Genomic DNA, 12,345 nt, shown 5'->3' on the forward strand with positions numbered 1-12,345 from the left:
ACAGCCGTAGCCCGGGGCCGCTCGCAAACGCGGGCGCGGATGTTCCGGATTGCCCGAACTATGAACGCAAACTCCGAAATTGCCGGTTGACGGGGACTTTTCGGGGTTTCGCAGGCCAAAAATCTGGTCTAAAGACCACCCGCGCGCGAGGGCATCCCTCACGCTGGCGATAGGGACGCGCGGCAGCGCGCCCTTTTTTTGTGCCGAAATTCCTGTTCCCGCGAGAGCTGATGCCCAAACGAACCGACATCTCCACCGTCCTGATCATCGGCGCCGGTCCCATCGTGATCGGCCAGGCCTGCGAATTCGATTATTCCGGCACCCAGGCGGTGAAGACACTGAGGGAAGAGGGCTATCGCATCGTCCTGGTCAACTCCAATCCGGCGACGATCATGACCGACCCGGAGCTCGCGGACGCCACCTATATCGAGCCGATCACGCCCGAGATCGTCGCCAAGATCATCGAGAAGGAACGCCACGTCGTTCCCGGCGGCTTTGCGCTGTTGCCGACCATGGGCGGCCAGACCGCGCTGAACTGCGCGCTGTCGCTGCGCCGTCAGGGCACGCTGGAGAAATTCGACGTCGAGATGATCGGCGCCACGGCCGACGCCATCGACAAGGCCGAGGACCGCGGCCGCTTCCGCGAGGCGATGACCAAGATCGGCCTGGAGACGCCGCGCTCGACCCAGACCAAGACCCTGCCCGACGCGCTGCGCGCGCTCGACCATATCGGCCTGCCCGCCATCATCCGCCCCTCCTTCACGATGGGCGGCACCGGCGGCGGCATCGCCTACACCAAGGCGGAATTCATCGAGATCGTCGAGCGCGGTATCGACGCCTCCCCCACCAACGAAGTCCTGATCGAGGAAAGCGTCCTCGGCTGGAAGGAATTCGAGATGGAGGTGGTGCGCGACAAGAAAGACAATTGCATCATCATCTGCTCGATCGAGAACCTCGATCCGATGGGCGTGCACACCGGCGACTCCATCACCGTGGCGCCCGCGCTGACCTTGACGGACAAGGAATACCAGATCATGCGCGACGCCTCGCTGGCGGTGTTGCGCGAGATCGGGGTGGAGACCGGCGGCTCCAACGTGCAGTTCGGCATCAACCCCGCCGACGGCCGCATGGTCGTGATCGAAATGAACCCGCGCGTGTCGCGCTCCTCCGCGCTCGCCTCCAAGGCGACCGGCTTTCCGATCGCAAAGGTCGCGGCCAAGCTCGCGGTCGGCTACACGCTGGACGAGATCGCCAACGACATCACCGGCGGCGCCACACCGGCCTCGTTCGAGCCGACGATCGATTACGTCGTCACGAAAATTCCACGCTTCGCGTTCGAGAAATTCCCGGGCGCCTCCAACACGCTGACCACTTCGATGAAATCGGTCGGCGAGGTCATGGCGATCGGTCGCACCTTCCAGGAGAGCCTGCAGAAGGCGCTGCGCGGACTCGAGACCGGGCTGACCGGCCTCGACGAGATCGAGATCGAGGGCCTCGGCCAGCACGACGACAAGAACGCGATCCGTGCCGCACTCGGCACGCCGACGCCGGACCGTCTGCTGCAGGTGGCGCAGGCGATGCGGCTCGGCTGGTCGAACGAGGAGATCTTCAATTCCTGCAAGATCGATCCCTGGTTCCTCACCGAACTGCGTGGCATTGTCGAGATGGAAGCCAAGGTCCGCGCCCATGGCCTGCCGCCGAACGGCTACGGCATGCGCATGCTGAAGGCGATGGGTTTTTCCGATGCGCGGCTCGCCGTGCTGACCGAGACCACGGAAGCCGAGATCACCGCCAAACGCCACGCCCTCGGCGTCCGCCCGGTGTTCAAGCGCATCGACACCTGCGCCGCCGAATTCGCCTCGCCTACCGCGTATATGTACTCGACCTATGAGGCGCCGTTCGCGGGTCTGGCGGCCGACGAGAGCGCGCCGTCGGACAGGAAGAAGGTCGTCATCCTCGGCGGCGGGCCGAACCGCATCGGCCAAGGTATCGAGTTCGACTATTGCTGCTGCCACGCCTGCTTCGCGCTCGACGATGCCGGTTACGAGACCATCATGGTCAACTGCAATCCGGAGACGGTATCGACCGACTACGACACCGCCGACCGGCTCTATTTCGAGCCGCTCACCGCCGAGGACGTGCTCGAGATCATCGCGACCGAGCGCAAGAACGGCACGCTGCACGGCGTGATCGTGCAGTTCGGCGGCCAGACCCCGCTGAAGCTCGCGCGCGCGCTGGAGGCCGCCGAAGTGCCGATCCTCGGCACCTCGCCCGACGCGATCGATCTCGCCGAGGACCGTGATCGCTTCAAGCGCGTGCTCGACAAGCTCCGCCTCAAGCAGCCGAAGAACGGCATCGCCTATTCGGTCGAGCAGGCGCGGCTGGTCTCCGCCGATCTTGGCATGCCGCTCGTGGTGCGCCCGTCCTACGTGCTCGGCGGCCGCGCGATGCAGATCATCCGCGACGAGAACCAGCTCGCCGACTACCTGCTCGGGACGCTGCCCGAGCTTGTGCCTGGCGACGTCAAGGCGCGCTATCCGAACGACAAGACCGGGCAGATCAACACCGTGCTCGGCAAGAACCCGCTGCTGTTCGATCGCTATCTCTCCGATGCGACCGAGATCGATGTCGACTGCCTCTGCGACGGCAAGGAGGTCTTCATCGTCGGCATCATGGAGCATATCGAGGAAGCCGGCATCCACTCCGGCGACTCCGCCTGCTCGCTGCCGCCGCATTCGCTCGATGCCAAGACCATAGAAGAGCTCGAGCGGCAGACGCGCGAGCTCGCGCTCGGCCTCGACGTGGTCGGCTTGATGAACGTGCAATATGCAATCAAGGATGGCGAGATCTACGTGCTCGAGGTCAATCCGCGCGCCTCACGCACAGTGCCGTTCGTCGCCAAGGTGATCGGCACGCCGGTCGCGAAGATCGCGGCGCGCATCATGGCCGGCGAGAAGCTCGCCGACTTCGACCTCAAGAAGAAGAAGCTCGAGCATGTCGGCGTGAAGGAATCGGTGTTTCCGTTCGCGCGCTTCCCCGGCGTCGACACCGTGCTCGGGCCGGAGATGCGCTCGACCGGGGAGGTCATGGGCATCGACCGCTCCTTCGAAGTTGCCTTCGCCAAGAGCCAGCTTGGCGGCGGCACGCGCGTACCGCGCAAGGGCACCGTGTTCGTGTCGGTGCGCGAGACCGACAAGAACCGCATCACCGATGCGGTCAGGCTGTTGCACGCGCTCGGCTTCAAGGTGATGGCGACGTCAGGCACCCAGCGCTTCCTCACCGACAACGGCGTGCCTGCCGAGAAGGTTAACAAGGTGCTTGAAGGCCGGCCGCACATTGTCGACGCCATCACCAATGGCGACGTCCAGTTGGTGTTCAATACCACCGAAGGTCCACAGGCACTCGCGGACAGCCGTTCTCTGCGGCGCGCTGCCCTCTTGCATAAAGTGCCGTATTACACCACTCTTTCAGGCGCTGTGGCGGCGGCCCAGGGCATCCGCGCCTACCGGGACGGGGACCTTGAGGTCCGGACGCTGCAGAGTTACTTTTCCGAGTACTGACCGTCAGTTTCGGCCAAAGGCCCGCGAAACGGTTGGTAATGAAGCCGATACGGCTGGAACTCACCGCCCGTTTGGATGTTCTCTCGGCCCCTCAGGGGCCGAGAATCGCTAAGCGGACGGGCTGGCGTTTTGAGCCGTGATGGCCCGACTCCAGCGCAACCGAAGCAACGCCTACCCGCGCGCCGCTGCGGTTCGCTCCGATTGAAGGATGAGAGATGATGGAAAAGGTTCCGATGACCGCGTCCGGATATGCGGCTCTCACGGACGAATTGAAGCACCGCCAGTCGGTGGATCGTCCGCGCATCATCGAGCACATCGCCGAGGCGCGATCACATGGCGACCTCTCGGAAAACGCGGAATATCACGCCGCCAAGGAAGAGCAGTCGCATAACGAAGGCCGCATCGCGGAGCTCGAGGACAAGCTCGCGCGCGCCGACGTCATCGATATCACCAAGCTCTCGGGCGACACCATCAAGTTCGGCGCCACCGTCACGCTGATCGATGAGGACACCGAGAAGAAAGCAGTGTGGCAGATCGTCGGCGAGGTCGAGGCCGACGCCAAGAAGGGCCGCATCTCCATCACCTCGCCGCTTGCGCGCGCGCTGATCGGCAAGACCAAGGGCGCGACCGTGGAAGTGATGGCGCCCGGCGGCGCCAAGGCCTATGAGATCACCAAGGTCGAGTGGCGTTAGATTCATTCCACTTCAAATGTGCAGAAAGAGCCGCGTCGTTCGACGCGGCTTTTTTGTTGCCGTAGCCCGGGTGGAGCGAAGCGCAACCCGGGAAACCAGCGTCAGCATTTTGCGAGCGGTCCCAGTTTCGCAACCAATCCATCCCGGCTGCGGCTATCGTTAACAAGATTGTGAGTGGAACCGGCGTCGCATTTTCCTCGTCTGCGGCACCTGCACTTGATTATGCTTCATAACTATCGTGAGGGGACATTCCGGTAACGGCGCCGGTATTTCGTTCGACACAAGGAACTGTGCGTGCAGTTCTGCGTATCGAGCTAACCGGTCGTGTGGGCAGCAGCACTCTGCCGCGAGAGGAATCACCGGCAACGACGTACGACACTGTCGCCGCGGACACTGCGCTCGCGCGGCAATTCACCAGAGGGGGTAGAACACATGGACCAGATTTTCTCGAAGTGGCAGCCGGTAGCGTTGAGTCTGCTGCGGTTTATGGCAGGATTGCTGTTCCTGCAGTATGGTTTCGCAAAACTGCTCAAATGGCCGCCAGTGCCGATGTTCGAAAAGGTCGAACTGTTTTCGTTGTATGGCGCCGCAGGCAGCATCGAGTTGATCGGCGGTATCTTGCTGGTGCTGGGTTTGTTTACACGAGTGGTCGCCTTCATCGCGTCAGGCGAGATGGCCTTCGCATATTTCATGAGCCATGCCCCCCGAGGGTTTTTCCCAATCCTGAATCATGGCGACCTCGCGATTCTATTTTGCTTCGTATTCTTGTATCTCGCTTGCGCTGGCGGCGGCCCGATCAGCCTCGACGCCGTGCGAAAGAAGTAGTCTTCGCTCACCTCACCTTGAAAAGGGGAGGTCGGTTTGCGCGAAAGCGCAAGCCGGGTGGGGATCAACTCTCTCCACGCGCACCTGTGTTCGTGGCTGCCCCCCTCCCGACCTTCCCCCTTTCAAGCGGGAGGAGAAGAACCTCACCCCGCCTTCACATCGAGCGGCACGGCGGCCTCGTATTTCGAATTATGCAGCACGAGCGAAGTCCTGACGTTGCGCACGTGAGGCGCGGCGGTGAGTTGGGTGACGAAATTCTGGAACGTCGCCATGTCAGGGGCGACGCATTTCAGGATGAAATCCACCTCGCCCGACAGCATCCAGCATTCCCGCACCAGCGACTCCTTGCGCACGAAATCCTCGAACGCCCGCAGATCCGCATCCGCCTGGCTCGACAGATGCACCGCAGCAAATACCGTCACGTCGAAGCCGAGCCGCTGCGGGTCGAGGAGCCCGCGGTAGCCGAGGATATAGCCCGCTTCCTCCAGCGCCCTGACGCGGCGCAAGCACGGCGGCGGCGATATGCCGACGCGCTTGGCCAATTCCACATTTGTGATTCGGCCATCAGCCTGGATTTCGGCGAGAATTTTGAGATCAATCTCGTCAAGGTTCTTAGACACGCGGGTCCGGTTCCCAAGAGCTTGGAGGATTTGGTGGTTCTGACGGCAACTCTCATAGCCCAGTCAGCTCGGTATGCGCAATTTTATTGCGCGTGCAGTGCACGATTTCATCCGGTTCCGGGGAAAAACCGCTGATATGGATTGCAATTCTTGCATAGCTACCCAGATATATTAGAGTTGGGCACGACTCTGGCGGCGCCGCCGCGATGCCTTTCCAGGCGCTTTCCGCACAAGTCCTGACAAAATCGCCCCTGAGAAGGGATTCGCCTATGCCTGCTCCCATCCATGCCAAGGTCGTCATCATCGGCTCCGGTCCGGCCGGCTACACCGCGGCGATCTACGCGGCGCGGGCGATGCTGGAGCCGGTGCTGATCCAAGGCATCCAGCCGGGCGGGCAGCTCACCATCACCACCGATGTCGAGAATTACCCGGGCTTCGCCGACGTGGTCCAGGGCCCCTGGCTGATGGAACAGATGGAGAAGCAGGCGGCGCATGTCGGCACCAAGATCGTCACCGATCTCGTGAGCAAGCTCGACCTGTCGCAGCGGCCGTTCCGACTGACCTGCGATAGCGGCGATGTCTATCTCGCCGAAACCGTCGTGCTCGCCACCGGCGCGCAGGCGCGCTGGCTCGGGCTGCCGTCGGAAGAGAAATACAAGGGTTTCGGCGTCTCCGCCTGCGCAACCTGCGATGGCTTCTTCTATCGCGGCAAGGAGGTCGTGGTGGTCGGCGGCGGCAACACCGCGGTCGAGGAGGCGCTGTTCCTCACCAACTTCGCCTCGCAGGTCACCGTGGTGCATCGCCGCGATCATTTCCGCGCCGAACGCATCCTGCAGGATCGGCTGTTCAAGCATCCGAAGATCAAGGTAGTCTGGGACAGCGTCGTCGACGAGATCTGCGGCGCCGAGAACCCGACCAAGGTCACCCATGTACGCTTGAAGAACGTCAAGACCGGTGCACTGACCGAAGTGCCGGCCGACGGCGTCTTCATCGCCATCGGTCATGCGCCTGCGACTGACCTCGTCAAAGGCCAGATCAAACTCAAACCCTCCGGCTACGTCGAGGTGGCGCCGAATTCAACTGCCACCTCCGTGCCCGGGCTGTTTGCCGCCGGCGACGTGGCGGACGAAACCTATCGCCAGGCGGTGACGGCCGCCGGCCTCGGCTGCATGGCAGCGCTCGAGGCCGAACGCTTCCTGGCTTTGCGCGCGAGCGATCGCGCCGCGGCGGAATGATCATGGCTAGAACACGCGATGGATTTACGGACATGGATTGGGACAAGCTGAAGGTGTTTCACGCAGCGGCGGAAGCGGGCAGCTTCACGCATGCCGGCGAGCAGCTTGGCCTCTCGCAATCGGCGGTCTCGCGGCAAGTCAGCGCGCTGGAACAGGAGCTCTCGGTCTCGCTGTTCCACCGCCACGCCCGCGGCCTGATCCTCACCGAGCAGGGCGACCTGCTCTTCCGCACCGCCCATGACGTCTTCATGCAATTGCAGGCGGCGCGGGCCAAGCTCACCGACAGCCGCGAGCGGCCGAGTGGCGACCTCAAGATCACGACGCCGCCCGCCCTCGGCATCAACTGGCTGATCCCGCGGCTCGACGAATTCACCGCGCTCTATCCGGACATCCGGATCTCGCTGATCGTCACCGACGAGGATCTCGATCTCTCGATGCGCGAAGCCGACGTCGCGATCCGCACCCGCAAGCCGACGCAGCCGGACCTGATCCAGCGCAAGCTGTTCTCGATCGGCTTCCACGCCTACTGCTCGCCGGAATACATCAAGCGCTTCGGCACGCCGCGCACGCTCGACGACCTCGATTCGCACCGCATCATCATGCTCGGCGACTCCCAGGTTCCGACCCATCTGCAGAACCGGGCCTGGCTGATCGACGCCGGCCGCAACGGCTCGGGTCCGCGCGAACCCTACTTCAAGGTCAACAACATCCTGGGTCTCGTGCGCGCCTGTCAGCAGGGCCTCGGGATCGCAGCGCTGCCGGACTACCTGGTAGAGGAAGACAGCCGCCTCGTGCAGTTGTTCGGCGAGTCCGACTCGATCCAGCTCGACACCTACTTCGTCTATCCGGAAGAGCTGAAGACGGTGGCGCGGGTGCAGGTCTTCCGCGACTTCGTGGTCAGCAAGGCGCAGCGCTGGCCCTCGTAATCGGCCGTTTTCTTGGAGCATGATCCGGAAAAGTGGAAACCGGTTTTCCGAAAAGATCATGCTCCAACAAATCGAGAGGCCCCGGACTCCGCATGTCTGACATGCGGCTCGGACGGTTGCTGCATGGCGCCGATGGGGATCATAGTACTCATGCGCTGAGCGGTCGCGCTACGCATATGTCCCCCTCCTCCAGTGGTGCGGAAGCTCAGTAATCCCTCTTGGAAGGTGATTGTGTCGGCCTCACGTGGCCAAAACCTTAAGCCGGGCTCGATCGAGCCCGGCTTCTTTTCTTCCTCTGCCCTCAACCATGCATTGACAACCTCCGGCTGTCCCGGCATGTAACGCGACATGATCACGAATTCGTGCGCAGCTCTGACGTCGAAAAAAGCTCCCCATGCGGGGAGCCGAGATCGACGCGCGCGATAGAGTAAAATCGACCGAACCGATCCCGAAAACCCCGCCGCCTGGACGGGGTTTTTTGTTGGTCCCGTCTCCGGCGTTTCACGCAACCGAAGGAGAAGGACCATGACTGATCTATCCGACCCATTGCAGGGCCTGTGGCTACCCCTGATCACGCCATTCCGCGACGGCAGGCTCGACGAGCCATCGCTGCGCCGTCTGGTGCGGCACTACGCCAGCCGCCCGGTCGACGGATTGATCCTGGGCGCCACATCAGGCGAAGGCATGTCGCTCGAGACCGGCGAGCTCGAACGGCTGGTCACGGTGGTGCGCGCAGAGATCAACGACAGCAGACGCTATCTGCCGATCTGTCTCGGCCTCTCCGGCTCCAGCACCGCGAGGATGAAGGATGTGCTGGACGAGACGGCGGCCTGGCCGATCGACTTCTACCTGATCGCGAGCCCCTATTACGTCAGGCCGTCGCAGCGCGGCCTGCTGCAGCATTTCACCGCGCTCGCCGATCACGCCTCGTGGCCGCTCCTGATCTACAACATCCCGTACCGGACCGCGGTCAACATCAGCAACGAGACGCTGCTCGAACTCGCAGGGCATCCGAACATCGTCGGCATGAAGGATTGCTGCGCCAACCGCGCGCAATCGATCGACTTGCTGAAGCGGCGGCCCGCCGGCTTCCGCGTGCTGACCGGCGAGGACGCACAAACTTTCGACGCGCTCAGCGATGGCGCCGACGGCGCGATCCTGTTGTCGGCGCATGTCGAGACGGAAGCGTTCGCTTCGCTGCGGTCGCTGCTGATGCAGGGCAAGCGCGATGCCGCAGCGGCAGCGTGGCAAAGCATCTGTGAGCTGACGCGCCTGTTGTTCATCGAGCCGAGCCCGGCACCGGCCAAGCATTGGCTGTGGCGCACGGGATTGATCGACAGCGCGGAAGTGCGACTGCCGATGCTCGAGGTGGGCGCGGAACTCGCGGCGCGGCTGGACGCCGAGATCGAACGTCGCGCATCAACGTTGCTGGCAACCGTGTGACTCTTCTCTTTCCCCCTGAAAGGGGGAAGGCCGGGATGGGGGTCAAGCCGCAGGTTCAACTGTGCCTGTGGAGAGACCTGATCCCCATCCGCTTGCGCTGACGCGCAAACCGGCCTCCCCTTTTCAAGGGGAGGCTTAGGCGCGTCATCAATCCAGCTTCGCCCGTGAGAGACGCAGCGCGTTGCCGATGACGCTGACGGAAGACAACGCCATCGCGGCGGCGGCGATGATCGGTGACAGCAGGATGCCGAACACCGGATAGAGCACGCCGGCCGCGATCGGCACGCCGGCGGCGTTATAGACGAAGGCGAACATCAGGTTCTGGCGGATGTTGCGCATCGTCGTGACCGACAGCCGCCGCGCCCGCACCAGGCCGCGGAGATCGCCGGTAAGCAGCGTCACGCCGGCGCTTTCGATCGCAACATCGGTGCCGCCGCCCATGGCGACGCCGACATCGGCGGCGGCCAGCGCCGGCGCATCGTTGACACCGTCGCCGACCATCGCGACATTGCGGCCCTCGCCGCGCAGCCGCTGCACCACCTCGCTCTTGCGCTCGGGCAGCACCCCGGCCTCGACCTCGTCGATCCCGAGCCGTTTCGCCACCGCGCGCGCCGTGGTCGCATTGTCGCCGGTCAGCATCACGACGCGCAGGCCGTCGCCGCGCAGCGCCGCCAGCGCGTCCCGGGCTGACGGCTTGATCGGATCGGCGATCGCGATCACGCCGGCCACATGACCGTCCACCGCCACATAGATCGCGGTCGCCCCGTCCTGGCGCGCGGTCTCCGCCGCGGCATCGAGCGCTGATGTCGCGATCTTCAGTTCGCCCATCAGCATGGCATTGCCGAGCGCGACCTGCCTGCCTTCGATCGTGCCGATCGCGCCCTTGCCCGACGGAGAGGTGAAGCCGCTGACATCGGCCAGGGCGAGGTTGCACTCCTTGGCGGCGTTCAGGATCGCAAGCGCCAGCGGATGCTCGCTGCCCCGCTCGACGCTTGCGGCCAGGCGCAACAGTTCGGTCTCGTCAAACTCCTTCGAGGCGATCACGCCGACCACCTTCGGCTTGCCCTCGGTGAGCGTGCCGGTCTTGTCGAGCACCAGCGTGTCGATGCTCTCCATCCGCTCCAGCGCCTCGGCGTTGCGGATCAGGATGCCGGAATGCGCCCCGCGCCCGACACCGACCATGATCGACATCGGCGTGGCGAGCCCGAGCGCGCAGGGGCAGGCGATGATCAGGACGGTGACGGCCGCGACCAGGCCGAAGGTGAAGCGCGGTTCGGGTCCGAACACCGCCCAGGCGGCGAAGGCCAGCACCGCGACCACGATCACCGCCGGCACGAACCAGCCGGCGACGCGATCGGCCAGGCGCTGAATCGGCGCCCGCGAGCGCTGCGCTTTCGCCACCATGTCGACGATCCGCGCCAGCATGGTGTCGCGGCCGATCTTCTCGGCGCGCATGACAAAACCGCCGCTCTGGTTGACGGTGCCGCCGATCACCCGGTCGCCTTCGTTCTTGGAGACCGGCATCGACTCGCCGGTGACCATGGATTCGTCGAGCACCGCGTGGCCTTCGGTGACGGCGCCGTCGACCGGTACCTTCTCGCCCGGACGGACGCGCAGGCGATCGCCGACCGCGATCGCCTCGATCGCGACGTCCTCATCGCCATGCTCGGTGATGCGCCGCGCCGTCTTCGGCGCCAGCCCGAGCAGCGCGCGGATCGCGCCCGAGGTCTGCGCCCGCGCCCGCAACTCGAGCACCTGCCCGAGCAGCACCAATACCGTGATCACGGCCGCCGCTTCGAAATAGACCGCGACCTGGCCGTGCATGTCGCGGAAGGCCGGCGGGAACAAATGCGGCGCCAGCGTGCCGACCACGCTGTAGACATAGGCGACGCCGACCCCCATCGCGATCAGCGTGAACATGTTGAGATTGCGCGTCACGACCGACTGCCAGCCGCGCACGAAGAACGGCGCACCGGCCCACAGCACCACCGGCGTCGCCAGCACTAACGAGATCCAGTTCGCCCATCCCATCGGCACCGGCTCGATGCCGCCGACATGGCCGACCATCTCGATCGCGAACACCGGCAGCGTCAGCACCAGCGCGATCCAGAATCGGCGGGTCATGTCGACGAGCTCCGGATCTGGCTTGTCGTCGAGCGTCACCTCTTCCGGCTCGAGCGCCATGCCGCAGATCGGGCAGGAGCCCGGCCCGACCTGCCGGATCTGCGGATGCATCGGGCAAGTGTAGATCGTGCCGGCCGGCATCGCCGGCTCGCTCTCGCGGGGTTTCAGGAATTTCTCCGGCTCGGCTGCAAACCGTTCGCGGCAGCGCGCGCTGCAGAAGAAGTAATCCTCGCCCTTGTAGCTGAAGCGATGCTTTGCCGTCGCCGGATCGACCTTCATGCCACAGACGGGATCGGTCGCGAGCGCACCCTTGTCGTCGGCAGCGCCATGCTTGCCGCCGCAGCAGCCACCTGTCGGCGCGCCATGATGATGATGCGCGTGCCCCTCATGTGCATGACCGCGACCTGCCTGTGCCATGGTGAACTCTTTCCGGCCGGAGCGGCCTTGAACCACATACCCTACGGGGGTATATGAACCCTATGCGTGACGAGATCAAGAGTTCCTGCCTGAAACGGCTGAAACGGATCGAAGGCCAGATCCGCGGCCTCGCCAAGATGGTCGAGGACGACCGCTATTGCATCGACGTGGTGACCCAGATCGGCGCCGCGCGCGCCGCGCTGCGCCGGGTCGAGGAGGAAGTCCTCCGCGACCATGTCGCCCATTGCGTCGAGCACGCGATCACCTCGGGCGACAAGGCCGACCAGCGCCGCAAGATCGCCGAGCTGATGGACGTGGTCGGCCGCGCCGATCGTTGAGCGTCCCCTCTCCCGTTCTTACGGGGAGACAGCTGGGGTGAGCGACTATCTGGATTGTCAAGTTGCATTGGCGTATTGGGCTCGCGCATCGCGAGCTTTTGCATTGAGTCTGACGAGGAGCTTGCGCGCCAAGGCAATGCGAATGACCATTTTCTCTTTGCCGGC

The 12,345-nt window shown here is 64.1% G+C and carries 9 protein-coding genes and 1 pseudogene; 7 read left to right on the top strand and 3 right to left on the bottom strand.

Annotation, left to right across the window (positions count from 1 at the left end; genetic code table 11):
- Positions 1-230: 230 nt before the first annotated feature.
- The 3 genes from carB to I6F35_RS16210 all read left to right on the top strand — a co-directional run bounded on the left by carB (position 231) and on the right by I6F35_RS16210 (position 5,077).
- Positions 231-3,560, top strand: coding sequence for a carbamoyl-phosphate synthase large subunit (gene carB, locus I6F35_RS16200; RefSeq protein WP_225118677.1), 3,330 nt, complete (start codon positions 231-233; stop codon positions 3,558-3,560).
- A gap of 218 nt (positions 3,561-3,778) precedes the next feature.
- Positions 3,779-4,252 carry a transcription elongation factor GreA gene (gene greA, locus I6F35_RS16205; protein WP_225118678.1) on the top strand — a complete coding sequence of 158 codons (474 nt, stop codon included), beginning with the start codon at positions 3,779-3,781 and terminating at the stop codon, positions 4,250-4,252.
- 432 nt (positions 4,253-4,684) lie between these two features.
- The gene (locus tag I6F35_RS16210; protein WP_225118679.1) at positions 4,685-5,077 is read left to right on the top strand and encodes a DoxX family protein; all 393 of its coding nucleotides are present in this window, start codon (positions 4,685-4,687) and stop codon (positions 5,075-5,077) included.
- A gap of 143 nt (positions 5,078-5,220) precedes the next feature.
- Here the strand turns inward: I6F35_RS16210 and I6F35_RS16215 are convergent, their stop codons facing one another.
- Positions 5,221-5,697 (bottom strand): Lrp/AsnC family transcriptional regulator, encoded by a 477-nt coding sequence (locus I6F35_RS16215; RefSeq protein WP_225118680.1) that lies wholly within the window; start codon positions 5,695-5,697, stop codon positions 5,221-5,223.
- A 269-nt stretch (positions 5,698-5,966) separates the two neighbouring features.
- On the opposite strand from I6F35_RS16215, the gene trxB reads away from it, so the two are divergent.
- The 3 genes from trxB (at position 5,967) to I6F35_RS16230 (ending at position 9,301) form a co-directional block, all read left to right on the top strand.
- On the top strand, positions 5,967-6,932 hold the full coding sequence (gene trxB, locus I6F35_RS16220) for a thioredoxin-disulfide reductase (protein ID WP_225118681.1): 966 nt from the start codon (positions 5,967-5,969) through the stop codon (positions 6,930-6,932).
- 2 nt (positions 6,933-6,934) lie between these two features.
- Positions 6,935-7,858 (top strand): LysR family transcriptional regulator, encoded by a 924-nt coding sequence (locus I6F35_RS16225; protein WP_027582503.1) that lies wholly within the window; start codon positions 6,935-6,937, stop codon positions 7,856-7,858.
- Between the two features lie 525 nt (positions 7,859-8,383).
- Positions 8,384-9,301 carry a 4-hydroxy-tetrahydrodipicolinate synthase gene (locus I6F35_RS16230; protein WP_225118682.1) on the top strand — a complete coding sequence of 306 codons (918 nt, stop codon included), beginning with the start codon at positions 8,384-8,386 and terminating at the stop codon, positions 9,299-9,301.
- A 147-nt stretch (positions 9,302-9,448) separates the two neighbouring features.
- On the opposite strand, the gene I6F35_RS16235 is transcribed toward I6F35_RS16230, so the two are convergent.
- A complete protein-coding gene (locus I6F35_RS16235; RefSeq protein ID WP_225118683.1) occupies positions 9,449-11,842 on the bottom strand; it encodes a heavy metal translocating P-type ATPase in 2,394 nt (797 codons plus the stop codon).
- Between the two features lie 62 nt (positions 11,843-11,904).
- On the opposite strand from I6F35_RS16235, the gene I6F35_RS16240 reads away from it, so the two are divergent.
- Complete coding sequence (locus tag I6F35_RS16240) at positions 11,905-12,180, top strand: metal-sensitive transcriptional regulator (RefSeq protein ID WP_225118693.1); 276 nt, start codon at positions 11,905-11,907, stop codon at positions 12,178-12,180.
- A gap of 57 nt (positions 12,181-12,237) precedes the next feature.
- On the opposite strand, the pseudogene I6F35_RS40500 reads toward I6F35_RS16240, so the two are convergent.
- A pseudogene (locus I6F35_RS40500) lies at positions 12,238-12,345 on the bottom strand (IS110 family transposase); the annotation flags it as partial.

The sequence above is a fragment of the Bradyrhizobium sp. BRP22 genome, from assembly GCF_020194175.1.
Taxonomy (GTDB): domain Bacteria; phylum Pseudomonadota; class Alphaproteobacteria; order Rhizobiales; family Xanthobacteraceae; genus Bradyrhizobium.

Excerpts from the sequence above, each read along its gene's own strand:
- trxB (WP_225118681.1), top strand. The coding sequence starts at position 5,967 with ATGCCTGCTCCCATCCATGCCAAGGTCGTCATCATCGGCTCCGGTCCG.
- greA (WP_225118678.1), top strand. The coding sequence starts at position 3,779 with ATGGAAAAGGTTCCGATGACCGCGTCCGGATATGCGGCTCTCACGGAC.
- I6F35_RS16210 (WP_225118679.1), top strand. The coding sequence starts at position 4,685 with ATGGACCAGATTTTCTCGAAGTGGCAGCCGGTAGCGTTGAGTCTGCTG.
- carB (WP_225118677.1), top strand. The coding sequence starts at position 231 with ATGCCCAAACGAACCGACATCTCCACCGTCCTGATCATCGGCGCCGGT.
- I6F35_RS16240 (WP_225118693.1), top strand. The coding sequence starts at position 11,905 with ATGCGTGACGAGATCAAGAGTTCCTGCCTGAAACGGCTGAAACGGATC.
- I6F35_RS16225 (WP_027582503.1), top strand. The coding sequence starts at position 6,935 with ATGGCTAGAACACGCGATGGATTTACGGACATGGATTGGGACAAGCTG.
- I6F35_RS16235 (WP_225118683.1), bottom strand. The coding sequence starts at position 11,842 with ATGGCACAGGCAGGTCGCGGTCATGCACATGAGGGGCACGCGCATCAT.
- I6F35_RS16230 (WP_225118682.1), top strand. The coding sequence starts at position 8,384 with ATGACTGATCTATCCGACCCATTGCAGGGCCTGTGGCTACCCCTGATC.